This is a genomic window from Rahnella sikkimica, from assembly GCF_002951615.1.
GTDB classification, from domain to species: domain Bacteria; phylum Pseudomonadota; class Gammaproteobacteria; order Enterobacterales; family Enterobacteriaceae; genus Rahnella; species Rahnella sikkimica.
Genome location: NZ_CP019062.1, coordinates 3,088,370 through 3,112,075, shown reverse-complemented (window position 1 = coordinate 3,112,075; position 23,706 = coordinate 3,088,370). Strand labels below are relative to the sequence as shown.

The 23,706-nt window shown below is 55.0% G+C and carries 26 protein-coding genes; 14 read left to right on the top strand and 12 right to left on the bottom strand.

Annotated features, from left to right (window positions below):
* Positions 1 to 46 precede the first annotated feature (46 nt).
* The 7 genes from rbfA to BV494_RS14320 all read left to right on the top strand — a co-directional run bounded on the left by rbfA (position 47) and on the right by BV494_RS14320 (position 7,340).
* On the top strand, positions 47 to 460 hold the full coding sequence (gene rbfA, locus BV494_RS14350) for a 30S ribosome-binding factor RbfA (RefSeq protein WP_014333704.1): 414 nt from the start codon (positions 47 to 49) through the stop codon (positions 458 to 460).
* The gene (gene truB, locus BV494_RS14345) at positions 460 to 1,404 is read left to right on the top strand and encodes a tRNA pseudouridine(55) synthase TruB (protein ID WP_104923488.1); all 945 of its coding nucleotides are present in this window, start codon (positions 460 to 462) and stop codon (positions 1,402 to 1,404) included. Before rbfA ends, truB begins: the two co-directional genes overlap by 1 nt.
* A 122-nt stretch (positions 1,405 to 1,526) precedes the next feature.
* Positions 1,527 to 1,796: a 30S ribosomal protein S15 gene (gene rpsO, locus BV494_RS14340; RefSeq protein WP_014333706.1), complete on the top strand. Its 270-nt coding sequence runs from the start codon at positions 1,527 to 1,529 to the stop codon at positions 1,794 to 1,796.
* A gap of 273 nt (positions 1,797 to 2,069) precedes the next feature.
* The gene (gene pnp, locus BV494_RS14335) at positions 2,070 to 4,193 is read left to right on the top strand and encodes a polyribonucleotide nucleotidyltransferase (protein WP_104923487.1); all 2,124 of its coding nucleotides are present in this window, start codon (positions 2,070 to 2,072) and stop codon (positions 4,191 to 4,193) included.
* Positions 4,194 to 4,323: 130 nt separating this feature from the next.
* Positions 4,324 to 5,208 (top strand): lipoprotein NlpI, encoded by an 885-nt coding sequence (nlpI, locus tag BV494_RS14330; RefSeq protein WP_104923486.1) that lies wholly within the window; start codon positions 4,324 to 4,326, stop codon positions 5,206 to 5,208.
* A 115-nt stretch (positions 5,209 to 5,323) separates the two neighbouring features.
* Positions 5,324 to 5,404, top strand: a complete 81-nt coding sequence (gene yrbN, locus BV494_RS26360; RefSeq protein ID WP_096335046.1) for a protein YrbN — start codon at positions 5,324 to 5,326, stop codon at positions 5,402 to 5,404.
* Positions 5,394 to 7,340 (top strand): DEAD/DEAH family ATP-dependent RNA helicase, encoded by a 1,947-nt coding sequence (locus tag BV494_RS14320; RefSeq protein WP_104923485.1) that lies wholly within the window; start codon positions 5,394 to 5,396, stop codon positions 7,338 to 7,340. Before yrbN ends, BV494_RS14320 begins: the two co-directional genes overlap by 11 nt.
* 87 nt (positions 7,341 to 7,427) lie before the next feature.
* Here BV494_RS14320 and BV494_RS14315 read toward each other — a convergent pair whose 3' ends face one another.
* Positions 7,428 to 8,453, bottom strand: coding sequence for a luciferase-like monooxygenase (locus tag BV494_RS14315; protein ID WP_104923484.1), 1,026 nt, complete (start codon positions 8,451 to 8,453; stop codon positions 7,428 to 7,430).
* A 325-nt stretch (positions 8,454 to 8,778) separates the two neighbouring features.
* Here BV494_RS14315 and BV494_RS14310 point away from each other — a divergent pair, with 325 nt between their 5' ends.
* The 3 genes from BV494_RS14310 to BV494_RS14300 are packed head-to-tail and all read left to right on the top strand — an operon-like array spanning position 8,779 to position 12,082.
* Positions 8,779 to 9,753 carry an HlyD family secretion protein gene (locus BV494_RS14310; protein ID WP_104924809.1) on the top strand — a complete coding sequence of 325 codons (975 nt, stop codon included), beginning with the start codon at positions 8,779 to 8,781 and terminating at the stop codon, positions 9,751 to 9,753.
* Positions 9,750 to 10,922: an ABC transporter permease gene (locus BV494_RS14305; RefSeq protein ID WP_104924808.1), complete on the top strand. Its 1,173-nt coding sequence runs from the start codon at positions 9,750 to 9,752 to the stop codon at positions 10,920 to 10,922. Before BV494_RS14310 ends, BV494_RS14305 begins: the two co-directional genes overlap by 4 nt.
* Positions 10,919 to 12,082 carry an ABC transporter permease gene (locus BV494_RS14300; RefSeq protein WP_104923483.1) on the top strand — a complete coding sequence of 388 codons (1,164 nt, stop codon included), beginning with the start codon at positions 10,919 to 10,921 and terminating at the stop codon, positions 12,080 to 12,082. Before BV494_RS14305 ends, BV494_RS14300 begins: the two co-directional genes overlap by 4 nt.
* 58 nt (positions 12,083 to 12,140) lie before the next feature.
* Here the strand turns inward: BV494_RS14300 and BV494_RS14295 are convergent, their stop codons facing one another.
* Both BV494_RS14295 and ubiU read right to left on the bottom strand, forming a co-directional pair.
* Entirely contained in the window at positions 12,141 to 13,019 is an 879-nt protein-coding gene (locus BV494_RS14295; RefSeq protein ID WP_104924807.1) for a U32 family peptidase, read from the bottom strand.
* A 14-nt stretch (positions 13,020 to 13,033) separates the two neighbouring features.
* On the bottom strand, positions 13,034 to 14,029 hold the full coding sequence (ubiU, locus tag BV494_RS14290; protein ID WP_104923482.1) for a ubiquinone anaerobic biosynthesis protein UbiU: 996 nt from the start codon (positions 14,027 to 14,029) through the stop codon (positions 13,034 to 13,036).
* 314 nt (positions 14,030 to 14,343) lie between these two features.
* Here ubiU and ubiT point away from each other — a divergent pair, with 314 nt between their 5' ends.
* Together ubiT and BV494_RS14280 are read left to right on the top strand one after the other, a co-directional pair.
* The gene (gene ubiT, locus BV494_RS14285; RefSeq protein WP_104923481.1) at positions 14,344 to 14,865 is read left to right on the top strand and encodes a ubiquinone anaerobic biosynthesis accessory factor UbiT; all 522 of its coding nucleotides are present in this window, start codon (positions 14,344 to 14,346) and stop codon (positions 14,863 to 14,865) included.
* Positions 14,859 to 15,362, top strand: coding sequence for a GNAT family N-acetyltransferase (locus BV494_RS14280; protein WP_104923480.1), 504 nt, complete (start codon positions 14,859 to 14,861; stop codon positions 15,360 to 15,362). Before ubiT ends, BV494_RS14280 begins: the two co-directional genes overlap by 7 nt.
* Positions 15,363 to 15,389: 27 nt before the next feature.
* Here the strand turns inward: BV494_RS14280 and BV494_RS14275 are convergent, their stop codons facing one another.
* Positions 15,390 to 15,719: a GIY-YIG nuclease family protein gene (locus tag BV494_RS14275; RefSeq protein ID WP_104923479.1), complete on the bottom strand. Its 330-nt coding sequence runs from the start codon at positions 15,717 to 15,719 to the stop codon at positions 15,390 to 15,392.
* 113 nt (positions 15,720 to 15,832) lie between these two features.
* Here BV494_RS14275 and BV494_RS14270 point away from each other — a divergent pair, with 113 nt between their 5' ends.
* Together BV494_RS14270 and BV494_RS14265 are read left to right on the top strand one after the other, a co-directional pair.
* Positions 15,833 to 16,285 (top strand): YhbP family protein, encoded by a 453-nt coding sequence (locus BV494_RS14270; RefSeq protein ID WP_104923478.1) that lies wholly within the window; start codon positions 15,833 to 15,835, stop codon positions 16,283 to 16,285.
* Positions 16,286 to 16,384: 99 nt separating this feature from the next.
* A complete protein-coding gene (locus BV494_RS14265) occupies positions 16,385 to 17,026 on the top strand; it encodes a Rossmann-fold NAD(P)-binding domain-containing protein (RefSeq protein ID WP_104923477.1) in 642 nt (213 codons plus the stop codon).
* Positions 17,027 to 17,110: 84 nt separating this feature from the next.
* Here the strand turns inward: BV494_RS14265 and BV494_RS14260 are convergent, their stop codons facing one another.
* The 8 genes from BV494_RS14260 to phnH all read right to left on the bottom strand — a co-directional run bounded on the left by BV494_RS14260 (position 17,111) and on the right by phnH (position 23,703).
* Positions 17,111 to 17,749, bottom strand: a complete 639-nt coding sequence (locus BV494_RS14260) for a DapH/DapD/GlmU-related protein (RefSeq protein ID WP_104924806.1) — start codon at positions 17,747 to 17,749, stop codon at positions 17,111 to 17,113.
* 8 nt (positions 17,750 to 17,757) lie between these two features.
* Complete coding sequence (gene phnN / locus BV494_RS14255; protein WP_104923476.1) at positions 17,758 to 18,333, bottom strand: ribose 1,5-bisphosphokinase; 576 nt, start codon at positions 18,331 to 18,333, stop codon at positions 17,758 to 17,760.
* 181 nt (positions 18,334 to 18,514) lie between these two features.
* The gene (gene phnM, locus BV494_RS14250; protein WP_104923475.1) at positions 18,515 to 19,651 is read right to left on the bottom strand and encodes an alpha-D-ribose 1-methylphosphonate 5-triphosphate diphosphatase; all 1,137 of its coding nucleotides are present in this window, start codon (positions 19,649 to 19,651) and stop codon (positions 18,515 to 18,517) included.
* Positions 19,648 to 20,355, bottom strand: coding sequence for a phosphonate C-P lyase system protein PhnL (phnL, locus tag BV494_RS14245; protein WP_104923474.1), 708 nt, complete (start codon positions 20,353 to 20,355; stop codon positions 19,648 to 19,650). The genes phnM and phnL overlap by 4 nt, the downstream gene beginning before the upstream one ends.
* 28 nt (positions 20,356 to 20,383) lie before the next feature.
* On the bottom strand, positions 20,384 to 21,175 hold the full coding sequence (gene phnK, locus BV494_RS14240) for a phosphonate C-P lyase system protein PhnK (protein ID WP_101078348.1): 792 nt from the start codon (positions 21,173 to 21,175) through the stop codon (positions 20,384 to 20,386).
* Entirely contained in the window at positions 21,175 to 22,050 is an 876-nt protein-coding gene (locus BV494_RS14235; protein ID WP_104923473.1) for an alpha-D-ribose 1-methylphosphonate 5-phosphate C-P-lyase PhnJ, read from the bottom strand. The genes phnK and BV494_RS14235 overlap by 1 nt, the downstream gene beginning before the upstream one ends.
* Positions 22,040 to 23,122: a carbon-phosphorus lyase complex subunit gene (locus BV494_RS14230; protein ID WP_104923472.1), complete on the bottom strand. Its 1,083-nt coding sequence runs from the start codon at positions 23,120 to 23,122 to the stop codon at positions 22,040 to 22,042. The genes BV494_RS14235 and BV494_RS14230 overlap by 11 nt, the downstream gene beginning before the upstream one ends.
* A complete protein-coding gene (phnH, locus tag BV494_RS14225; protein ID WP_104923471.1) occupies positions 23,122 to 23,703 on the bottom strand; it encodes a phosphonate C-P lyase system protein PhnH in 582 nt (193 codons plus the stop codon). Before phnH ends, BV494_RS14230 begins: the two co-directional genes overlap by 1 nt.
* Between the last annotated feature and the right edge of the window lie 3 nt (positions 23,704 to 23,706).

Genomic DNA, 23,706 nt, shown 5'->3' with positions numbered 1-23,706 from the left:
CCTTGCGCCCCCTTATTCGTCTGGATCAAGTGAGGAGAAAAGCATCATGGCAAAAGAATTTAGCCGTACTCAGCGCGTCTCTCAGGAGATGCAAAAAGAAATCGCTATCATTTTACAGCGCGAAGTCAAAGACCCGCGCGTAGGAATGGCGACAGTTTCAGGCGTTGAAGTTTCACGCGATCTGGCTTATGCCAAAGTCTTCGTGACCTTCCTGGACGTTCTGACCACTGACAATCACGATCCTGATCGTGTCAAAAATGGCATCAAGGCTTTGCAGGACGCATCCGGTTTTATCCGTACGCTGATCGGTAAAGCGATGCGTTTACGCGTCGTTCCGGAACTGACTTTCGCCTACGACAACTCTTTGGTTGAAGGTATGCGCATGTCGAACCTGGTCACCAATGTTGTTAAGAACGATGCTGAACGCCGTTCAGCTGCAGGCGATGACGAGGAAGCATAATGAGTCGCCCACGTCGCCGCGGCCGTGACATACACGGCGTTCTGCTACTGGACAAATCAATTGGCTTGTCTTCCAACGATGCCCTGCAAAAGGTTAAACGTCTTTACAACGCTAACCGCGCAGGGCATACCGGTGCGCTCGACCCGCTGGCCACTGGCATGTTGCCGCTGTGCTTAGGTGAAGCCACCAAATTTTCACGATTCTTGCTCGATTCCGATAAACGTTATCGCGTTATCGCCCGCATGGGACAGCGCACGGACACCTCTGACGCAGAAGGTGCCATTATTTCCGAACGTGAAGTGGCCTTCAGTCAGCAGCAACTTGACGACGCACTCGACAGCTTCCGCGGGGAAACCCAGCAGATTCCTTCCATGTATTCCGCACTGAAATACGAAGGGAAGAAGCTTTATGAGTACGCACGTCAGGGCATTGAAGTTCCGCGTGAATCGCGCAGCATCACAGTGTATGAACTGACGTTCATCCGCTGGGAAGGTTTTGAAGTTGAGCTGGAAATTCACTGCTCAAAAGGTACCTATATCCGAACGATTGTCGACGATCTCGGCGAAAAGTTAGGGTGTGGGGCGCACGTAACGTATCTGCGCCGTTTGCAGGTCGCAACTTATCCTTCTGAGCGTATGGTCACAATGGAAAAACTCCATGAACTGATTGCTCAGGCAGAAGAGCAGGGCATAGAGCCACGTCTTTTGCTGGATCCGTTGTTGTTACCGATGGACAGCGCATGTGAAGACTTCCCGGAAGTGAATCTGTTGCCCGTGGTGGCCGGATATGTGAAACAGGGTCAACCTGTTCAGGCATCGGGTGCGCCCACGAGTGGTATGGTTCGCATCACCGAAGGCGAAGAACGTAAGTTTATCGGTGTGGGCGAAATAGATGATGATGGCCGCATTGCGCCGCGTCGTTTAGTCGTCGAATACACGGATTAAGCGCTTTCTGCCCACCTTGCGATCATATATAGCAAAGGGTAGAATAGCGCAGCTTATGCATTGGGTAGCTGAATTAGAGATCGGCTCCCGTTTAATTATCTATAATATTTTGGAGTAAGATTATGTCTCTAAGCGTTGAAGCTAAAGCTCAAATCGTTTCCGACTTCGGTCGTGGCACTAACGACAGTGGTTCTACCGAAGTTCAGGTTGCTCTGCTGACTGCTCAAATTAACCATCTGCAAGGTCACTTTGCAGAGCACAAAAAAGATCACCACAGCCGTCGTGGTCTGCTGCGTATGGTTTCTCAGCGTCGTAAACTGCTGGACTACCTGAAGCGTAAAGATGTAGCACGTTACACCAGCCTGATCGAACGTCTGGGTCTGCGTCGCTAATCAAGCGAGTTTCAGTGTAAAGGGGCCAATAGGCCCCTTTATTCTAGGAAGCATAGCCAAATCAGGTTACTGTATGGCTGCTGTTTCTACTGCTCTTCCAAGAACATGAACTTCCGTTACAGATGTTTTCGCGCGGCTAATGAGAGACTTTATTGCCACAACGTCAGGCCAATAAGGATTGTCATTAGTCGCGAGAATGTAGTGAGAAGCTCGGATATTTATCGGTGTGAACTGCTGTCATAACAGCTGCGCGCCACAAACAAGGATATTACATTGCTTAATCCGACTATTCGTAAATTCCAATACGGCCAGCACACCGTTACGCTGGAAACCGGCATGATGGCCCGTCAGGCCACTGCAGCAGTTATGGTTAGCATGGACGACACTGCGGTATTCGTTACCGTTGTTGGCCAGAAAAAAGCGAAACCAGGTCAGAGTTTCTTCCCGCTGACGGTTAACTATCAGGAGCGTACTTACGCTGCTGGTCGTATCCCGGGTAGTTTCTTCCGTCGTGAAGGCCGTCCAAGCGAAGGCGAAACACTGACTTCCCGTCTGATTGACCGTCCGATCCGTCCTCTGTTCCCGGAAGGTTTCCTGAATGAAGTTCAGGTTATCGCGACTGTGGTTTCCCTGAACCCACAAGTTAACCCGGATATCGTGGCGTTGATCGGTGCGTCCGCTGCCCTGAGCCTGTCTGGTATTCCATTCAGCGGCCCAATCGGTGCAGCTCGCGTAGGTTACATCAATGATCAGTACGTTCTGAACCCAACTGCCGATGAGCTGAAAACCAGCCGTCTCGATCTGGTTGTTGCGGGTACTCAGGGTGCTGTGCTGATGGTTGAATCTGAAGCTGAAGTGCTGAGCGAAGATCAGATGTTGGGCGCGGTTGTATTCGGTCACGAACAACAACAAATCGTTATCGACAACATCAACTCACTGGTTGCCGAAGCGGGCAAACCAAAATGGGAATGGCAGCCTGAAGTGGTTAACGCTGAGCTGCACGCTCGCGTTGCTGCGCTGTCTGAATCCCGTCTGGGTGATGCGTACCTGATCACTGACAAACAAGACCGTTACGCTCAGATCAACGTGATCAAAGCTGACGTCGTTCAGGCTCTGAAAGCTGAAGACGAATCTCTGGATGCTGGCGAAATTTCTGACATCCTGGGCAGCATCGAGAAGAACGTTGTTCGTAGCCGTGTTCTGCGTGGCGAACCGCGTATCGATGGCCGTGAAAAAGACATGATCCGCGGTCTGGACGTGCGCACTGGCGTTCTGCCACGCACCCATGGTTCTGCTCTGTTCACCCGTGGTGAAACTCAGGCACTGGTTACCGCAACTCTGGGTACTGCACGTGATGCGCAGAACCTGGATGAGCTGATGGGCGAGAAGACGGATAGCTTCCTGTTCCACTACAACTTCCCTCCGTACTCTGTGGGTGAAACAGGTATGGTTGGTTCGCCAAAACGTCGTGAGATTGGCCATGGCCGTCTTGCTAAACGTGGCGTGCTGGCGATGATGCCAAAACCAGAAGACTTCCCGTACACCGTACGTGTGGTTTCTGAAATCACCGAATCTAACGGTTCATCTTCAATGGCTTCTGTTTGTGGTGCTTCTCTGGCCCTGATGGATGCAGGCGTGCCGATTAAAGCCGCTGTTGCGGGTATCGCAATGGGTCTGGTTAAAGAAGGCGAAAGCTTTGTGGTTCTGTCCGACATTCTGGGTGACGAAGATCACCTGGGCGACATGGACTTCAAAGTGGCCGGTAGCCGCGACGGTATCACCGCGCTGCAGATGGACATTAAAATCGAAGGTATCACCCGCGAAATCATGCAGGTGGCTCTGAACCAGGCTAAGGGTGCGCGTCTGCACATTCTGGGCGTAATGGAACAGGCTATCAGCACCCCACGTGGCGATATCTCTCAGTTTGCTCCACGTATCCATACCATCAAGATCAGTCCGGACAAAATCAAGGACGTGATCGGTAAAGGTGGTTCTGTGATCCGTGCTCTGACTGAAGAAACGGGCACCACTATCGAAATCGAAGATGACGGTACTGTGAAAATCGCAGCAACCGACGGCGAGAAAGCGAAATTCGCTATCCGTCGTATCGAAGAGATCACTGCTGAAATCGAAGTGGGTCGTATCTATCAGGGTAAAGTGACCCGTATCGTAGACTTTGGTGCGTTTATTGCCATTGGTGGCGGTAAAGAAGGTCTGGTTCACATTTCTCAAATCGCTGATAAGCGCGTTGAGAAAGTGACTGATTACCTGCAGATGGGCCAGGAAGTACCGGTTAAAGTTCTGGAAGTTGACCGTCAGGGTCGTGTGCGTCTGAGCATCAAAGAAGCGACCGCACCGACTCAGGGCGAAACAACTGAGCAACCTGCAGCAGAATAATCTGTAACAGAAGTTTTACAGCTCCTTTCCACGTGGACGGGAGCTGTTCGTCTCACGAACGTAAGGAAGCGTTTGTGTTAAGCAAGCGGATGACAGGACGTTCATCCAATGTTTGTCTCCGGGAGTAGAAATGAAGCCTTTCTTGCGCTGGTGTTATGTTGCGACAGCACTTATGTTGGCAGGATGCAGCAACCATGATTGGCGTAAAAATGAAGTTCTGGCGATTCCGTTGCAGCCGACGTTGCAGCAGGAAGTCATTCTGGCCCGCATGGAACAAATACTTGCCAGCCGGTCATTGACTGATGATGAGAGAGCACAGCTATTATATGAACGCGGTGTGCTGTATGATAGTCTCGGGCTAAGAGCACTTGCGCGAAATGATTTTTCACAAGCGCTGTCTATTCGTCCTGATATGCCAGAAGTTTTTAACTACCTGGGGATTTACCTAACGCAGGCAGGCAATTTCGATGCTGCCTATGAAGCGTTTGATTCTGTACTAGAGCTTGATCCAACTTACAACTACGCGCGTTTGAACCGAGGTATCGCCCTGTATTACGGTGGCCGATTCTCGTTAGCGCAGGATGATCTGCAGGCGTTTTATCGAGACGATCCAAATGATCCCTTCCGTTCGTTATGGCTTTATCTTGCGGAGCGAGAAATCAATCCGAAGAATGCCGAAGTAGCGCTTCAACAGCGTTATGACAAAGCGGACAGAGGGCAATGGGGATGGAATATCGTCGAATTCTACCTGGGCAAAATCAGCGAAGCTACGCTGATGGAACGCCTCAAGGCAGAAGCAACGGATAACACTTCGCTCGCTGAGCATCTCAGTGAAACTGACTTCTATTTAGGTAAGCATTACCTAAGTCTGGGGGACAAGAACAGCGCTGCGGCACTGTTCAAACTGACGGTAGCTAACAACGTTCACAACTTTGTTGAGCACCGCTATGCATTGTTGGAATTGGCGCTTTTGGGCCATGAGCAAGACGACCTATCAGAATCGGACCAGCAATAGCTGACGACACCAATCAGCCTTTTTAATCATGGTATCTACCATTTTTAAGCGCCTTAACGGGCGAGGGTTGCTTTGTTCGTTTTATAATCTAATTTGAGCCGGTTCACACTTTTCAATGAAAATGACTGAAAATTTTCTCGACGAGTTATGTAGACTGGCTGCCATTATTAATGAGGCACGTGTACATGACTACTGAGCTTGAAACCTCTTTTGCTGACCTGGGGCTGTCTGCTCCGATCATTTCTGCCCTGACTGATTTGGGCTACGAAAAACCATCACCAATCCAGGCTGAGTGTATTCCTCACCTGTTAAATGGCCGCGACGTTCTGGGTATGGCTCAGACCGGTTCCGGTAAAACGGCAGCGTTCTCCTTACCGCTGCTGCACAACATCGATGCTTCACTGAAAGCACCACAAATTCTTGTTCTGGCACCCACCCGCGAACTGGCGGTTCAGGTTGCTGAAGCAATGACTGATTTCTCTAAACATATGCATGGCGTGAATGTGGTTGCCCTTTACGGCGGCCAGCGCTATGACGTTCAGCTGCGCGCTCTGCGTCAGGGGCCACAAGTTGTTGTGGGTACCCCAGGTCGCCTGCTGGACCACCTGAAACGCGGCACCCTGAACCTTTCTAACCTGAAAGGTTTGGTGCTGGATGAAGCCGATGAAATGCTGCGTATGGGCTTCATCGAAGACGTCGAAACTATCATGGCGCAGATCCCGGCTGACCATCAGACCGCGCTGTTCTCTGCAACCATGCCAGAAGCTATCCGTCGCATCACCCGTCGCTTCATGAAAGATCCGCAGGAAGTGCGTATCCAGTCAAGCGTGACGACCCGTCCGGACATCAGCCAGAGCTACTGGTCTGTATACGGTCTGCGTAAAAACGAAGCGCTGGTTCGTTTCCTGGAAGCTGAAGATTTTGATGCGGCGATCATCTTCGTTCGTACCAAAAACGCAACGCTGGAAGTGGCAGAAGCACTGGAACGTAGCGGCTACAACAGTGCTGCACTGAACGGTGACATGAACCAGGCCCTGCGTGAGCAGACTCTGGAACGTCTGAAAGATGGCCGCCTGGACATTCTGATCGCAACCGACGTGGCAGCACGTGGTCTCGACGTAGAACGTATCAGCCTGGTTGTTAACTACGACATCCCGATGGACTCAGAATCTTACGTTCACCGTATCGGCCGTACCGGTCGTGCTGGTCGTGCAGGTCGCGCATTGCTGTTCGTTGAGAACCGCGAACGTCGTCTGCTGCGCAACATTGAACGTACAATGAAGCTGACCATTCCAGAAGTTGAAATCCCAACTGCAGACGTTCTGGGCGAACGTCGTCTGGCGAAGTTTGCAGCAAAAGTTCAGCAACAACTGGAAAGCAGCGATCTGGATCAGTACCGCGCTCTGCTGGCAAAACTGCAACCTGCAGAAGAGCTGGACATCGAAACGCTGGCTGCGGCACTGCTGAAAATGGCACAGGGCGAACGTCCTCTGATCGTTCCGGCTGATCAGCCGTTCAAAAGCCGTCCACCGCGTCGTGAATTCGAAGATCGTGGTGACCGCGGTGATCGTGGCGATCGTCGTGACCGTCCGGCTCGCAGTAACAGCGATCGTCCGGCACGTGATGGTGACCGTCCTGCGCGTGATGGCGATAGCCCACGTCGTGAACGTCGCGAAGCTGGCGATATGGAACTGTATCGTATCGAAGTGGGTCGCGATGATGGCGTTGAAGTTCGTCATATCGTTGGCGCGATCGCTAACGAAGGTGATATCAGCAGCCGTTACATCGGTAACATCAAACTGTTCGGTACGCACTCCACTATCGAATTGCCTAAAGGTATGCCGGGCGAGATCCTGTCTCACTTCACCCGTACCCGCATCCTGAACAAACCGATGAACATGCAGTTGATCGGTGATGCGCAGCCACAAGCTCCGCGTCGTGACCGTCCGGCTGGTGCTGGCGGTGAGCGTCGTGGTACTGGTGCTCCGCGTCCGTTCAATGGCGAACGTCGTGAAGGTGGCCGTGGTAACGGTGCCCCACGTTCTTTCAGCGGTGAACGTCGTGAAGGTGCTTCAGCAGCTGGCGAACGTCGTCCGCCAAGCCGTGCACCACGTCGTACTACCGACGCATAATCTGACTTCAGTTCTCTGAACGTCAGATAATAAAAAACCAGCCTTTTAACGGGCTGGTTTTTTTTCGTCTGCCATTTATCGCAATGTTTATCCGATGCGTTGTGCTTTCACCAAATCGCCCTGTAACTGAGAGACGATTTCGAACGAACGCAGACGTGCTTCATGATCAAAAATCTGCCCGTTAATCATCAGCTCATCGGCTTCGGTTTCGCGCAAGATGGACAGCAATCCCTGACGAATCGATTCTTTATTGCCGACGACTGACATCCGCAGCGCATTATCCACACCAAAGCGTTCTGACGCTGACCACAGGCTTTCGATGTTATCGACCGGTGCCGGTAATTTCCCCGGCATACCGCGGCGTAAATTGATGAACTGCTGCTGATTGGACGTAAACATACGCTGCGCTTCTTCGTCGGTATCTGCGGCAATCGCATTGATGCACACCATCGCATACGGCTTTTCAAGCTGCGCGGAAGGCTGGAATTTGCTGCGGTAAATCGCCAGCGCCTGATACAACATATCGGGCGCAAAGTGCGATGCAAAGGCAAAAGGCAGGCCAAGTGCGGCGGCGAGTTGCGCGCTGTACAGGCTGGAACCCAGCAGCCAGATCGGCACATGCAGGCCCTGACCCGGAACCGCCTGAACGGCCTGCTGCGGCTGAACATCGCCGAAATACATTTGTAATTCCTGAACATCCTGCGGGAAATTATCGATTTCCCCGGAAAGATGACGGCGCAGCGCAATCATCGTGCGCTGGTCAGTCCCCGGCGCGCGGCCCAGGCCAAGATCGACACGGTTTGGATACAACGTTGCCAGCGTCCCGAATTGTTCAGCAATCACCAGCGGCGAATGGTTTGGCAGCATCACGCCGCCTGAACCCACGCGGATCGTTTTCGTCCCCCCCGCAATATAGCCCAGCAAAACAGACGTCGCCGCGCTCGCGATGCCGGTCATATTGTGGTGTTCCGCCATCCAGTAGCGCTGATAGCCCCATTTCTCGGCGTTTTGCGCCAGATCCAGAGAACACTTAAAAGCCTTAGCCGGATCAGCACCTTGCGGGACAGGTGCCAGATCGAGCACGGAAAGGGGAACGGTGTTTTTATCAGACATAATCACGGCTCACTCGTTGATGAAGAGGAGGGGAAAGGATGCATTCCGCTCATAATTAAACCGAGTATTACCCATTACGTGTTCATTGAATACGGCATTTGTGCCCTTAATTTCCGTTTAAACATGCTTAAATTAGATTGGAATCACTTAAACTATAATTTTAGCCAATATGTTGTTTTGTGTTAAAAAGTCTCTGTTCATCCCGCTATGATTCCATTGACGTCAAAATGCCCCTCAAAAGGCGACGAAAGCAGGCAGGGACAATCATGGAATGGAAAACCAATGCCGGTCATTAATTCAGGCGAACAAAAAGGACGTGGTATCAATGAGTAAACGAATGTTATTAACCCTGCTGCTGGTGGCGGTGGCGGTTTCTTTGGCGGTTTTGTTTCGTGCGCATAACGAAGATCTCCTGCTTCAGGGCGAAGTCGATGCGCCGGAAGTGATTGTCGCGTCGAAAGCCAAAGGCCGCGTGATTGAACGTCATGTCGAACGTGGCGATGACGTGAAAGCGGGGCAGTTGCTGATTACCCTCGACAGCCCGGAAATGATGGCGCAGCTTCGCGCGCTGGAAGCCGCACGCGATCAGGCCAAAGCCCAGCTCGAACTTTCGGTTAACGGGACGCGTGAAGAAAGCATCCGCAACCTGAAAGCGACGCTGGCACAATCTCAGGCCGAATACGTCAATGCCCGCGACGAATACAACCGTAATGCGAAAATCGCCGGTAAAGGCTTTATCTCTGCCTCTGACTTAGAAGATTCACGCCGCGCGCGCGACAGCGCCTATGCGCAGGTATTAGTCGCCAAAGCCAATCTGGACGAAGGCGTTAATGGCGATCGCGTGGAGCAACGAGCCAGTTATGCGGCTCAGCTGCGCCAGGCGGAAGAAGACTTGCTGGAAGTCAAAGCCCAGACCGATGATTTACAGGTGAAAGCGCCGGTGGACGGTGAAGTCGGGCCGATTCCTGTGGAGGTTGGCGAGCTGCAAAGTGCGTCCAGCCCGTTGCTGACGTTAGTCCGTCTGCCTGATGCCTATTTCGTTTTTAACCTGCGTGAAGACATTCTGGCGGGCGTGCGCAAAGGCGACAAAGTACAAATGCGCGTGCCTGCGCTGAATAATGAAATGATTGAAGCCGAAGTGCGTTATATCGCGCCGCTGGGTGATTACGCCACCAAACGCGCAACGCGCGCGACCGGTGACTTCGATTTAAAAACCTTTGAAGTTCGTCTGTATCCTGCCAAACCGGTTCCCGGATTACGTCAGGGTATGAGCGCGCTCTGGCAGTGGAAAGCGAAGTGAAGCCGGTCAAAGCGCCGCGGAGCGAAAGGATAAAAGCCGCATGGCGCTGTTTCAGCCGTGCTTTTACCCGCGAGGCAAATTACGCCTTTCGTAAACCGGTGATCCACTGGCTGTGCTGGATTTTTCCTTTACTTCTGTTCGGTCTGATCAGCAGTAACTTCTCCGAAGGCACTTTACTGGATTTGCCTGTTTCGGTGGTGGATAACGACCACAGCACGTTGTCCAAAACGCTGACCCGCAAACTCGACGCGGGTTCTCATGCTCACGTTCAGGCATTTGAAGGCGGATTACCGGAAGCAGAATATCGTCTGCGCACCGCGCAGGATTACGCGTTGTTGTATATTCCGGTGAACTTCGAAGCGGACGTGCTGGCCGGTAAACAGCCGAGCGCCGTGCTGTATTACAACGCCCTGTTTTACGGTGCCGGGTTGTATTCCACGCAAGATTTCAGCGGGCTTATCACCGAGCTGAACAGCAGCTACCGGTCAATTATTGCGACAGAAATCGGCAAAACGTTGCCGTCACTGGCGAGCGTCGATCTTTCTTACGGCAGCCTGTTCAACGCCAGCGGCAGCTACATTTACTATCAGCAGTTCGCCGCCACTATTCACCTTCTGCAACTTTTCACCGTAACCTGCATGATTTACGTGATGGCGCGCAGTCAGGCGCTGCTCAGTGCGCCGTCATTTACGCTGGCGCTGCTCGGGAAACTCGCGCCATACACGCTGTGTTTCACCACCTTGCTGATGGTAGAGATTGCCATGCTTGTGGGCTTTTTTGATGCGAGGGTGAGCGGCAATCCGTTGTATATGCTGGTGATCGGCTTCTTTTATGTGATTGCCGCGCAAAGCCTCGGCCTGTTGTTATTTACCTTCACGAAAACGACGATCACCGCCTACACCATGATGGGGATTTTCGTCAGTATCGCGCTCACGTTCTCCGGCATGGCCGTTCCGGTGTTATCAATGCCGCTGCCGGCGCGCATAATTTCCGGCATCGAACCGCTGAGTTACGCACTGGCGGCAATGTTCGACGTTTTCCTGCGTCAGGTATCGCTGCGTGGCATTTTGATGGTGTGCGGCATTCTGCTGATTTACCCGCTGCTGACCGGCCTGCTGGTGCGTAAGCGCCTGTATATGCGGATGAAACAACAGGAGCCACCACAATGACCCGTCGCGAATGGTTCAAAACCTGGTGGGGCACTTTCAGCAAAGTGCTGACCGGTTTGCTCGATAAACCGATGTGGATGATGTTGCTGCTCTCGCTGTGCGTGATGAGCCTGGTTTATGCCAACCGTACCGTCTGGGATCTGCCGGTCGCCGTTATCGATCAGGATCACAGCACCGCCAGCCGGATGCTGACCCGACAGCTGGACGCCACATCGAAAGTCGAAACCCACCACTACGAAAATCTCGCCGATGCCGAACGCGATCTGGCGCTGCGCAAATTGTTCGCGGTGATCATCATGCCGGTGGATCTGGAAAAGAAGATCCTCGCCGGTGAAAACATCGTGATCCCGGTTTATGGCGATGCCACTAACCGACTGGCAAACGGGCAGATCCAGCAGGACGTGCTTGCGGCCTATCAGGCACTCCTCACGCAGTACAACACGGATTTACTGCACAGCAACGGCTTCAGCGAACGACAAGCCAGCGTGGTGTTATCGCCGATAATCGGACAGTCGCTGGACGTCTTTAACCCCGGCATCAGCTTCGCGGCGATTATCTTCCCCGGCCTGCTGGTCATGTTATTGCAGCACTCACTGCTGATTGCCAGCGTGCGCGTCAGCATTGTGCTCAACAGCGGGCCTTCCGGAAAACCGGCGATACCAGCTTTTCTTGGCGGGATTTCCGCGCTGATCCCGGTCTGGTTATTTCTCTCGATTGTCCTGTTCGTCCTGTGGCCATGGATTTTGGGATACCGGCAGACGGCCAGCATTCCTGAAATTCTGCTACTGACGTTCCCGTTTTTACTGGCCGTGCTCGGATTAGGCAAACTGGTCACGGAATGCCTGCGCAGCGTGGAACTGATCTACCTGACGCTGGCCTTTGTGACGACGCCAGTCTTTTACATTTCCGGCACCATCTGGCCGTTGCAGGCAATGCCCGCGTGGGTCAGGGCGATTTCTTCGATGTTGCCTTCAACCTGGGCGACCAAAGCGATTGCGGGGGTGAATCAGATGGGGCTGCCGTTTAAGGATGTCGGCGGTGACATCCTGATGCTTCTGCTTCTGTGCGCGTTTTATACGTTCATTGGTATCGCCGTGGGGATGCTGCGCGACGGCGTGCGTCTGAGGGCGATGTTCAGGCCGCGGCGAAAAGGCGTCTGATCAAAAAAGGGATATTACTGCAAAGTCATATCCCTTTTTCATGGCGTCACTCAGGCGTTCAGCGACGCAGTTCCAGCCCGGCAATGCGCTGCCAGTAGCCGTTACAGTCGGCTTTGTCTGTCAGCATTACCGGATGCAAACCCCGCTCATTGGCACGGAACGCCTCGAGAGTGGAAAGCGTCTCGTGCGTTTCCGGTGACAGCCGCACGATATCGACCAGCCCCTGCATCGACGTCAGTTCATTGCCCAGATTGTAACAATAGCCGCTTTGCGTCTGGATGCCGTTGAGGATAAACACCTGCTGATTTTCCTGCGACAGCATTTTCCGGCCCTGCGGATAATTGATGCAGCAGGTTTCGCATTCATCTTTCGCGCGGTTTTCCGAACGTGCCGTGAAACAGCGTGCGGAATAGGCCAGCGGCAGATGTCCGTAAGACAGCACTTCCACTTCGAACTTATCGCGGATACCCAATTCCTGGCACTGATTCAGCAGGTTCACCAGCCAGTCGCGGGACAGCTCAACCGGCATACACCAGCGCACCATGCCTTGTTTTTGCAGCAATTTCAGTGTGACGGCGTTGTAGCAGTTCAGCGCGTGACCGACCACAAACGGCAGCTTCCGGTCAGCCGCCATATTGACCGCGCCAAAATCGTTGGCTTCCAGCAGGAACTCACCGTTCTCCACATAGCGTTTCAGCTCATTAAGCTCGGACGGTGCCTGCAACAACGCCAGTGTGGAAACCACCACCTGTTTTCCCGCTGAAGCCAGTTCACGGGCGACATCCATCCAGTCATTGACCTTCATTTCACGCCGTTTAGTACACACATTCTCGCCGAGATAAATGATATCGGCGCTGCTGTTTGCCGCCGCCTGATAAAAGTCTTCCACCTGTGCTTTCGGCCAGTAATAAAGGATGGCTCCTAATGAATATTTCATGATGATCTCTTTAATTACTGCCATTTACGGTGATAGGCACCGAGCGTTGTTTGCGTACCCTCAGACATTGCGCCCAGCGTATTCATCCAGGCCTCATCGGTTTTGTAGTTTTGCGGATCGGCCATGCAGCGGTCGATGGCCATGCGCCACACGCGCGCGACCTGGCTGACATACGCCGGGCTGCGCTGACGTCCTTCGATTTTCACCGAGGCAATATTGGCGGCGAACAGCTCCGGCAGTAACTCCAGCGTATTCAGGCTGGTCGGCTCTTCCAGCGCATGGTATTTCGCGCCATCGACCAGATAACGGCCTTTGCACAGCGTCGGATAACCGGCGTTTTCGCCTTCGTCATAGCGGTCAATCAGCACGTCATTCAGGCGCGATTCCATGCCCTGTGCGGTTTGCTGCCAGCGCACAAAGCGCGCCGGAGAACAGGCACCCACGGTATTCGGCGATTCGCCGGTGAGATAGGAAGAAAGATAACAGCGGCCTTCGGCCATAATGCACAGGCTGCCGAACGCGAACACTTCCAGCGGCACGACGGTGGTACGCGATAGCTGGCGCACCTGATGCATGGAAAGCACGCGCGGCAGTACCACACGGGCGACGTCAAAATTGTTTTTGTAGAAACGGATTGCTTCGTCGTTGGTGGCGGAAGCCTGAACGGAAACGTGGCGCTCGACGTGAGGATATTTCGTTGCAGCGTAATCCAGCATGGCGATATCCGCGAGGATCAGCGCATCGGCACCGAGCTGCGCGGCCATATCCACCGCGCGTTCCCAGCGCTGATAGCCGTCAGGGTGCGCAAAGGTATTGATGGCGATATGCAACTTACGGCGGTGGCGGTGAACGTAATTTTCCGCCTCCTGCAATTTCTTCTCCGTAAAGTTGAGGCCTGCAAAGTGGCGGGCGTTGGTGTCATCTTTCAGGCCGATATAAACCGCATCTGCACCGTTATCGATGGCCGCTTTTAGCGCAGGTAAATTCCCTGCCGGGCAAAGTAGCTCCATTCTCGTTCCTTACTGCAACCGCACGCCGTGGCGAAAGGGTTGTGGGTGATGAAAAGCCAGTTGCCGACGTTATTCATTCATCAGTCAGGGCTTTGATTAGCGAACTATTTTAGAGAAGCTATAGATGCAATATTTTGATTTGAGGCAGTTTCTGGGGTGTTGAAGGAGCCTGAACCGTCGGGGAGGTTGTACGGGAGGTTTTTCTGTTGCAGTATTTATTGATGTAGACCGCTGAACGTTACGGGCGATGTGGCAAAATAGTACAAATAGTTGCCAAAAAATTGCCGAAAAAGTTACCGAAAGGAGTAGTGCCAGTGTTGCAAAAACTACGTGCACGTTTGGTTCGTCAGGGCCCCTCCCTGTTAAGTGTGCCTTTGAAATTCACGCCTTTTGCGCTACAGCGTCAGGTCTTGCAACAGGTACTGAGCGGGCAGCTTCGTCAGGCGCTGGCCGATGGCGAACTGGATTTCCTCGAAGGCCGCTGGCTGAAAATTGATGTCAGCGATCTCAGCCTGAGCTGGCTGATGTCAGTGGACCAGGGCAAACTGATCGTCGCCGAAAAGGGCGAGGCGGATGTCAGTTTTAGCGGCAGCGCCAATGACCTGATTTTGATTGCTGCGCGGAAAGAAGATCCGGATACGCTGTTCTTCCAGCGTCGACTGCGCATTGAAGGTGACACGGAACTCGGTCTGTACGTGAAGAATCTGATGGATTCTATCGATCTGGATACTATGCCGCTGCTGCTGAAAAAGGGTCTGCTGCACCTGGCCGATTTCGTCGAAGCGGGACTGCAAGAGGACCGCGAGCCGAAAGCTCCGGTAGCTGAGCCATGCTAATTCGCACTGAAATTCCGGTAGATGCCGCGGGCATTGACCGCCTGCTGCGTCGCGCGTTCCCCGGCGGCGCTGAAGCCGATCTGGTGCAGCAATTGCGCGAAGACGGCCTGCTGACGCTGGGCGTTGTCGCCACCGACGACGAAGGCGGGGTGGTCGGTTATGTCGCCTTCAGCCCGGTTGATATTCAGGGCGAAGATCGCAACTGGGTCGCGCTGGCACCGCTGGCGGTTGACGAACCTTTGCGTCGTCAGGGATTGGGCGAAAAGCTGGTGTACGAAGGGCTCGATTCCCTGAATGAATTTGGTTACGCCGCCGTCGTGGTACTGGGCGACCCGGCGTATTACGGGCGTTTTGGTTTTAAACCGGCGGCAGCTCATGATTTACAGTGCCGCTGGCCGGACACCGAAGCAGCATTCCAGCTCTTCACCCTGTCCGACGAGGCGCTCAGCGACGCCAGCGGGCAGGTGGAATTCTCCCCGCCGTTTGACAGGTTCTGATATTTAACGGGTCTGACTTCAGGCCCGTTAGTTTTCTTCCTGCTCCCCTTTTTCCTCACTGCCGCTTTTCTGCAATCCGAAATACCGTAGCAGACATTCCGGCGCGGCTTTCACCAGCAATTCCTTCTGCACTTTACTTAGCTTTTTAACCCGGATTTCCAGTTTTGAGGCCAGCGAGCGATCGCCCGCCGCGCAGTGAAACACCAGCGCCAGCTCGCCTTTTCCGCGTAATGCTTTCGCCCCTTTGCCGGCCTGATGCTGGTCGAGACGCCGCGTCACGTCGGTCGTGATGCCGGTGTAAAGCATGCCGGTCGGCGTTCTCAACATGTACAAAAACCAGCCGGGAGAAGTGGACATAGACGCATCGTATCGGGAAAAGTTTGTGTAAGTTTACCTGAACGGCACGGCAGAATGACGTAAAACATCGGTGTGTCACGGTACAATGCGGCAAAGACGACAAGGAACTTCTGATGAATAACCCCGACGACCTGAAACACATTCTCAAATTCCTGACTAAAAATCATGTGCTGGCGCTCTGTGCCGCCGCGGACGGTGAGATGTGGAGCGCTAACTGCTTTTACGTCACCGATGCCGAAAACCTGTCTTTGTACTTCATGACCGAACTGAAAACGCTGCACGGCACGCTGATGGCAAAATCGCCGCCCGTCGTGGGCACGGTCGCACCACACCCGAAGACCATCGCGCTGATCAAAGGCATTCAGTATCGCGGTGACGCGACCATCCTTTCCGGTGAAGAAGAGAGCCATGCGCGCCGTCTTTACTGCCAACATTTTCCGGTAGCAATCGCCATGAAAGCGCCGGTCTGGGCGCTGAAACTTAACAGCATCAAGATGACGGATAACGCCCTGGGATTCGGAAAAAAGCTGCTGTGGGAACGCGCACTTTCTGATAAGCCAGAGTAACAGGAACTGTCTGATAGCGTAGATTTTACAATCAGGTAACACTAAAAAATATCTGTCTCTAATACACTGTGTAAAAGCCGTTTTTTAAAAGGAAGTGATATGGCAAAAGTTCTTCTGCTGGGCGGAAGTGGTCTGATTGGGCGTGAGCTTTTACGTCTGTTGCAGCGCGATCCGCGCGTCAGCCGGATTGTTGCGCCGAGCCGCCGCCCGTTGCCGCCGGGCAATAAACTGATCAACCCGCTCGGAGAAAATCTCACGTCGCTGGTAGTCGCGCTGGATGAACCGATCGACCTGCTGTTTTGCTGCCTCGGCACCACGCGTAAACAGGCGGGCAGCGCGGAAGCGTTTCGCGCCGTGGATTACGATCTGGTGGTGGATTGCGCCAAAGCTGCGAAGGAACTCGGTGCGCGCCATTGTCTGGCGGTCAGTGCCAACGGCGCGGATGCGCACTCACGATTTCTCTATAACCGGACAAAAGGGGAAATGGAGCAGGCGCTGATTCATCAGGGCTGGACTTTGCTGACGCTGGTCAGGCCGTCGCTTCTGGTCGGAAAACGGCACCCGCCGCGCCTGCTCGAACAACTCAGTGCGCCGCTGTTTAAACTGCTGCCGGGAAAATGGAAAGCTATTGATTCGGACGTTGTCGCCAAAGCCTTGCAGGAACAGGCGTTTAACGCGGGATTGGGCGGTATCACTGTGCTGGAATCCGATCAAATCGCCGCCAGTATTGAAGAACTTTAATCCGCGTTCTCTGCTGGCCGGGATCCTTATGATAAGGTATCAGCAAAAAACGTGAATTTTGCCCCGTAAGGATCGCCCTGATCCTTACAGATATTTCTCCGCAAACACCTCCAGATTTCGAAAATCCGGCATTCTCTCTTTCAGCGTCTCGTGATCCCAGTTCCACCACTGGCTGTTCTCGATCTTTTCGATCATTGAATCTTCAAAACGCATGCCGATCTTTTTCGCGGCCACGCCCGCCACGATGGAATACGGCTCAACGTCTTTGGTCACCACGGCGGACGTCCCGATCACCGCGCCGTTCCCGATGCTGACGCCCGGCATGATCACCGCGTTATGGCCGATCCATACGTCGTTGCCGACGGTGACGTGATGTTCACGCCGCCAGTCGAAGAAATCCTGATCGTCTTCACCCAGTCCGTAAGCCGAGCTGCGGTAGGTAAAATGATGCTGCGCAACGCGCTGATATGTCGGGTGATTGCCCGGATTGATCCGCACGTAAGTGGCGATCGACACAAACTTGCCGATAGTCGCGTAGAAGATCTGATTGTTGCCCGCCGTATAGGAATAATCGCCGATCTGTGTTTCTTCGATGATGGCGTTGTCGGCAATATGCACGTATTGCCCGAGCTGCGAACGGTTCAGTTCGACCTGCTGGCCGATTTTCGGACGTGAATAATCCTGTTCGTCAGCCAGAGAAAACGGGGAAATGATGTCTGTCATAATCTCGCTCATGTTGAAGTGACGGAATAAAAAGGGGCGCTGACCGGCAACGAAAGAATGGCCAGTAAATGCCGTAACGTGTCCTGCAACGCACCGTCGTTATTCAGCCGGTGGCAGCTGGCGGGCAGCGCGTTGTCATATGCTCTGGCACGTTCCAGACGGCAGGCGATTTGCCCGGCGTCTTCACGTCCGCGTCGCAATAAACGCTCGGCCAGCACATCGTCTGACACCTGCAAACACACCGGTACCAGCCGCTGGCCGTAACGCTGTTGCGCTTTCTCCAGATGCGCCCGCGACCCGTTGACGACCACGTGGCAACCGAGCTGCATCCAGGTGTCGATTTCGATTCCCACGCCGTAGCGGCACTGATGCGCGTGCCATTCCAGCGCAAATAATCCGTGCTGGCGGCGCTGAATAAATTCGGCATCGCTCAGCGCAATATGATTCTCAGAACCGGCGTCGGCGGGACGCGTAATGTAGCGATGCGCCACGGCGACGTCCGCCGGTAAATGCTGGCGCAGTGCGTCCAGAAGACTGTCCTTTCCCGAACCTGAAGCGCCCATCAGATAAAGTAAACGACTCATTTTGTCTCCTTACTGAGTAAGAACTCGATCAGCTCCCTCCCCTGCTAAGGGGAGGGTTGGGGTGGGGTTTTAATGGCATCCGGGTTGTTTGCTAAACCCCCTCCCGGCCTCCCCCTTCGCAGGGGGAGGAGCAGAAACATAAAGGCTTTCAGCATGGTTGCTGAGCAAGACTCTCATGCCCTCAAAACACCTGAATGCCCTGACGCCAGACGTTTTGCACATAATGATGTTCGCCATGCGCGCGAGCCAGAACCAGATCGGCGCGTTTGCCTTCGGCAATTTCACCGCGATCCTGCAAGCCCAGCGCATTGGCCGGATTTCGCGTCACCAGCTTCACGGCCTGCGGCAAACTGAAGGCATTCGTTTCATCATTGGCGATGCGGAAAACGGCGTCCATCAGGCTGGCGGGATAATAGTCGGAAGACAAAATATCCAGCAGGCCCAGTGATGCCAGTTTATGCGCCGCGACGTTGCCGGAATGCGAGCCGCCGCGCACGATATTCGGCGCGCCCATCAGCACCGCCAGCCCGCTGGCGTGCGAGGCGCGCGCGGCTTCTTCGGTGGTCGGGAATTCTGCAATCACGCTGCCGAGCGCCAGAGATTCCTCAACGTGTGCCGCCGTGGCGTCATCGTGGCTGGCCAGCGAAATATTTCGCTCGCGGCAATGGGCGGCAATCGCCTCGCGGTTTGGCTGTGCCCAGCGGCGCGACAGGGCGATTTGTTCTTCCTGATACGCATCCATCTGCTCATCGTTCATGTGGTATTTGCCCTGATAATACTCGCGGTATTTCTGCGGCGTGGCGAACTGGCGCTGGCCCGGCGAGTGATCCATCAGGGAAACCAGCGAGAGAACTGACGTATCCATCAGCTTTTCAAACAGCGGCAACGTGGTGTCGTGCGGCAGTTCGCAGCGCAGATGCAGACGGTGTTCAGCGCGGTTCAGCCCGGCGTTCTGGCTGTTGACGATGGCGTCGATCATCTTTTGCAGATTCTCCAGACGATGCCCGCCGTCACGCACATCGCCCACGGCCACGGCGTCCAGTACCGTGGTGATCCCGCTTGCCACCATCAGCGCGTCGTGGCTGCTCATGGCGGAATGCGCTGGCCAGTCCACTTTCGGGCGCGGCGTGAAAAACTTGTCGAGGTTATCAGTGTGCAGCTCGATTAACCCCGGCAGCAGCCAGCCGCCCTGCGCGTCCAGCGCCTGCGGTAACTGACTGCACGTGTCGGCAAAAGCCGTGATCACGCCGTTGTGCATCTCCAGCGAGCCTTCGGCGACCTGATCATCGAGGACCAGTTTGACGTTATTGATGATCATGCGGACATCTCCGGGGCAGTTTCTGGGCTCATTACATACAGGCGATCGGCGACGCGTTCGCGGACATCTTCGTCATGGAAAATCCCGACCACGGCGGCTCCGCGTGCTTTCGCCTGCTCAATCAGCGTGACGACGGCGGCGCGGTTAGTGGCATCCAGCGAGGCGGTCGGTTCATCAAGCAGCAGCACCGGATAATCGACCACGAAGCCGCGCGCGATATTCACGCGCTGCTGTTCGCCGCCCGAGAATGTTGAGGGCGCGAGATGCCACAGACGTTCCGGCACATTCAGATGGCGCAGCAATGCGCTGGCGCGGGCTTCGCTTTGTGCTTTATCCACGCCCAGTTCCAGCAGCGGCTGCATCACCAGATTCAGCGCGCTGATACGCGGGATCACGCGCAGAAACTGGCTGACCCAGCCGACGGTATGACGGCGCACGGACAGAATTTCGCGCGCTTCGGCGCTGACCATATCGATTTCATGGCCCTGATGTTCGACCCAGATTTTGCCGCTGTCCGGCAGATAATTACCGTACAGCGAGCGCAGTAACGTGGATTTTCCGCTGCCGGAATGGCCGTGCAGCACTACGCATTCACCCGCTTTCACCTCGAGACTGGCGTTGCTGAACACCGGCAAGCGCACGCCGTGCTGGTTGTGTAACACAAAGGTTTTACTGAGATTTTCGACCCTGAGCTTCGTCGTCATTTTGGTCACTCTTTCTCTGGAATAAGGGTTAAGACAACACGGAGGACACGAGCAGCTGCGTATACGGATGATGCGGGTCGTCGAGCACGCGGTCGGTTAAACCACTTTCCACCACCTGACCCTGTTTCATCACCAGTAAACGGTGCGCCAGCAGACGCGCGACGCCCAGATCATGGGTCACAATCACCACCGCCAGCTGCATTTCCACCACCAGCGTGCGCAGCAAATCCAGCAACCGCGCCTGCACCGATACATCGAGGCCGCCGGTCGGTTCATCCATAAACACCAGACGCGGATGCGTCACCAGATTGCGGGCGATTTGCAGCCGTTGCTGCATCCCGCCGGAAAACGTGGTCGGCAGGTCATCGATGCGCGACACCGGGATTTCGACGTCTTCCAGCCACTGGCTGGCTTTCTGGCGGATATTGCCGTAATGACGCTCCCCGACCGCCATCAGGCGCTCGCCGATATTGCCCCCGGCGGAAACCTGGCGGCGCAGGCCGTCCATCGGATGCTGATGCACTACGCCCCAGTCGGTGCGCAGCAGGCGGCGGCGGTCGCTTTCCGGCATGTCATACAAAGACTGCGCGGGCGTCTGGCCGTTGTTGTAAATGACGTTGCCCTGCTGCGGCGCGAGCCGGGCGGAAATCGACTGTAACAGCGTGGTTTTACCGGAACCGGATTCGCCGACAATGCCCAGCACTTCGCCCGGATACAGATTGAAAGACACATCGCTGAAGCCTTTTCCCGGCGCGTACAGATGGGTCAGATTGTTCACCGACAACAGCGGCGCGGCGGCGAGATTTAATGGAGTGGTCATCAGCGGTTAACCTCGTTGGAAGCCTGTTGCTCAACTTGCTGAGCGCAAAAATCGGTGTCTGAACACACGAACATCCGGTTGCCCACATCGTCGAGCACCACTTCGTCGAGATAGCTGTGATGTGAACCGCAGAGGGCGCAGGGTTCATCCCACTGCTGCACGGTGAACGGGTGATCGTCGAAATCCAGACTTTCCACTTTGGTGAACGGCGGCAGGGCGTAAATACGTTTTTCGCGTCCGGCACCGAACAGCTGTAAAGCCGGCATCATGTGCATTTTCGGGTTATCAAATTTCGGGATCGGCGATGGATCCATCACGTAGCGGTCGTTCACTTTCACCGGATACGCGTAAGTTGTGGCGATATGGCCGAAGCGTGCGATGTCTTCATACAGTTTCACCTGCATCACGCCGTACTCTTCCAGCGCATGCATTTTGCGGGTCTCGGTTTCACGCGGTTCGATAAAGCGCAGCGGCTCCGGGATCGGCACCTGAAAAATCAGGATCTGATCTTCCTGCAACGGCGTTTCCGGAATGCGGTGACGCGTCTGGATCAGGCTAGCATCCACGGTTTTCTCGGTGGTTTTCACCCCGGAGACACTCTGGAAAAACTTACGGATCGACACGGCGTTGGTGGTGTCGTCAGCGCCCTGATCAATCACTTTCAGCACATCTTTTTCGCCGATCACACTGGCGGTGAGCTGGATCCCACCGGTGCCCCAGCCGTAAGGCATCGGCATTTCGCGGCCCGCGAACGGAACCTGATAGCCGGGGATCGCCACGGCTTTGAGGATCCCGCGGCGGATCATGCGTTTGGTTTGCTCGTCGAGATAGCCGTGGTTATAGCCGGTGAGCGTCTGGGCGGCATTATTGTTCATGGGCGGAGTCCTGTTCTTTCGCGGCGCGCAGGCGCTTGAGCAATTCCAGTTCGGCCTGGAAATCGACGTAGTGCGGCAGCTTGAGGTGCGAAACGAAACCTGCCGCTTCGACGTTGTCTGCATGAGATAAAACGAATTCTTCGTCCTGCGCCGGGCTGCTGATTTGCTCGCCGTATTCACGGGTCTGCAACGCGCGGTCGACCAGCGACATCGACATGGCCTTGCGCTCGGCGCGGCCAAACACCAGCCCGTAACCGCGGGTGAAATGCGGCGGTTTGTCTTCCGGCGCGACAAAACCGTTCACCATTTCGCATTCGGTCAGCAGGATTTCGCCGATATCAATCGCAAAGCCCAGCTCTTCCGGCACGATTTCTACGGTCAGCCAGCCGGTACGGATTTCACCGGCAAACGGGTGTGTACGGCCATATCCGCGCTGCGTGGAATAACTCAGCGACAGCAGAAAACCTTCGTCACCGCGGACCAGTTGCTGCAACCGCGCCGCGCGCGAAGCCGGATAGACCGGCGGCGTGCGGGTGATATCTTCCGGCTCGGTGCCGTCATCCTGTTCTTCTAGCGCCAGCTGTTGTTGCGTCAGCAGGTCAAAAACGTGCCCGCAATTTTCCGGCTGAGGTTCGTCGGCAATGGGCGTAAACGGCGCTTCGCCTTCCGCCAGCAGGGCGAAATCCAGCAAACGGTGGGTGTAATCGTAGGTCGGCCCCAGTACCTGACCGCCCGGTAAATCCTTGTAGATGGCGGAAATACGGCGCTCGAGGCGCATCGCTTTGGTGTTCAGCGGTTCGCTGGTCGCCAGGCGCGGCAACGTCGTGCGGTAAGCGCGCAGCAGGAAAATGGCTTCCACCAGATCGCCGCCGGACTGCTTAATCGCCAGCGCGGCCAGCTCGCGGTCGTAAATCCCGCCTTCGCTCATCACGCGGTCGACCGCCAGACCCAGCTGTTGCTCAATCTGTTCGCAGCCGAGTTCATTCACACGGGTATCGCCACGGCGTTCGTGCGCCAGCAGCTGATGGGCGGCGGCAATCGCCTTCTCACCCCCTTTAACGGCGACGTACATCAGCACACCTCCACGCGCGTGGTGCGCGGTACGGCAATCAGTTCTTCGCCGCAGGTGAACATGAAGTCCAGGCCGAGCGGGAAACGGTGAGGGCGGTTGAGCAGGTAATCGCGAACTGCGTCCGGCAGCTGTGGCGAAATCGTCCGGCTGCTCTCAATACCCGGCCCGCGCAGACGCAGCGGCGTGCCGCCGGTCAGAGCTTCAAGCTGCACTATTACGCTGGTCGCCAGTTCCGGCGACATTTCATCACCGCACGGGAAAGCCAGTAACGTCGCGCTGTCGAGCGCCGGATCCGCCAGCGCAAAACTGACGGCGGAAGGGGTATCGGTCAGCACCGCGCCGGTGTGGAAGCGCAGGTTTTTCCGCAGGATTTCATCGTTGAGCGAGGCGCTCAGCCACAGCGGGGTGTCCTGATCGATAAGCGTCAGCAACACGCAGGCGCTGGCAGAACCCAGCGCGCCGAAACCGGGCATCGCGGGCAACTGCACGCTGACGCCAGGTTCGCTTAACGCTTTGAGAATACGACGGAAACTGTATTGCGCATCGGCAACCGGATTTTGAAAACTGGCAACAAGTGACATGAA

Bases quoted from the DNA above. Each gene is read 5' to 3' on its own strand.
- BV494_RS14295 (WP_104924807.1), bottom strand. From the start codon at position 13,019: ATGAAATATTCATTAGGAGCCATCCTTTATTACTGGCCGAAAGCACAG.
- BV494_RS14275 (WP_104923479.1), bottom strand. From the start codon at position 15,719: ATGTCCACTTCTCCCGGCTGGTTTTTGTACATGTTGAGAACGCCGACC.
- yrbN (WP_096335046.1), top strand. From the start codon at position 5,324: ATGAAAATGACTGAAAATTTTCTCGACGAGTTATGTAGACTGGCTGCC.
- nlpI (WP_104923486.1), top strand. From the start codon at position 4,324: ATGAAGCCTTTCTTGCGCTGGTGTTATGTTGCGACAGCACTTATGTTG.
- BV494_RS14310 (WP_104924809.1), top strand. From the start codon at position 8,779: ATGAGTAAACGAATGTTATTAACCCTGCTGCTGGTGGCGGTGGCGGTT.
- truB (WP_104923488.1), top strand. From the start codon at position 460: ATGAGTCGCCCACGTCGCCGCGGCCGTGACATACACGGCGTTCTGCTA.
- BV494_RS14265 (WP_104923477.1), top strand. From the start codon at position 16,385: ATGGCAAAAGTTCTTCTGCTGGGCGGAAGTGGTCTGATTGGGCGTGAG.
- BV494_RS14235 (WP_104923473.1), bottom strand. From the start codon at position 22,050: ATGAACAATAATGCCGCCCAGACGCTCACCGGCTATAACCACGGCTAT.
- BV494_RS14315 (WP_104923484.1), bottom strand. From the start codon at position 8,453: ATGTCTGATAAAAACACCGTTCCCCTTTCCGTGCTCGATCTGGCACCT.
- phnN (WP_104923476.1), bottom strand. From the start codon at position 18,333: ATGAGTCGTTTACTTTATCTGATGGGCGCTTCAGGTTCGGGAAAGGAC.
- phnL (WP_104923474.1), bottom strand. From the start codon at position 20,355: ATGACGACGAAGCTCAGGGTCGAAAATCTCAGTAAAACCTTTGTGTTA.
- phnM (WP_104923475.1), bottom strand. From the start codon at position 19,651: ATGATCATCAATAACGTCAAACTGGTCCTCGATGATCAGGTCGCCGAA.
- BV494_RS14230 (WP_104923472.1), bottom strand. From the start codon at position 23,122: ATGTACGTCGCCGTTAAAGGGGGTGAGAAGGCGATTGCCGCCGCCCAT.
- BV494_RS14320 (WP_104923485.1), top strand. From the start codon at position 5,394: ATGACTACTGAGCTTGAAACCTCTTTTGCTGACCTGGGGCTGTCTGCT.
- ubiU (WP_104923482.1), bottom strand. From the start codon at position 14,029: ATGGAGCTACTTTGCCCGGCAGGGAATTTACCTGCGCTAAAAGCGGCC.
- rbfA (WP_014333704.1), top strand. From the start codon at position 47: ATGGCAAAAGAATTTAGCCGTACTCAGCGCGTCTCTCAGGAGATGCAA.
- rpsO (WP_014333706.1), top strand. From the start codon at position 1,527: ATGTCTCTAAGCGTTGAAGCTAAAGCTCAAATCGTTTCCGACTTCGGT.
- BV494_RS14280 (WP_104923480.1), top strand. From the start codon at position 14,859: ATGCTAATTCGCACTGAAATTCCGGTAGATGCCGCGGGCATTGACCGC.
- phnK (WP_101078348.1), bottom strand. From the start codon at position 21,175: ATGACCACTCCATTAAATCTCGCCGCCGCGCCGCTGTTGTCGGTGAAC.
- phnH (WP_104923471.1), bottom strand. From the start codon at position 23,703: ATGTCACTTGTTGCCAGTTTTCAAAATCCGGTTGCCGATGCGCAATAC.
- BV494_RS14300 (WP_104923483.1), top strand. From the start codon at position 10,919: ATGACCCGTCGCGAATGGTTCAAAACCTGGTGGGGCACTTTCAGCAAA.
- BV494_RS14260 (WP_104924806.1), bottom strand. From the start codon at position 17,749: ATGACAGACATCATTTCCCCGTTTTCTCTGGCTGACGAACAGGATTAT.
- BV494_RS14270 (WP_104923478.1), top strand. From the start codon at position 15,833: ATGAATAACCCCGACGACCTGAAACACATTCTCAAATTCCTGACTAAA.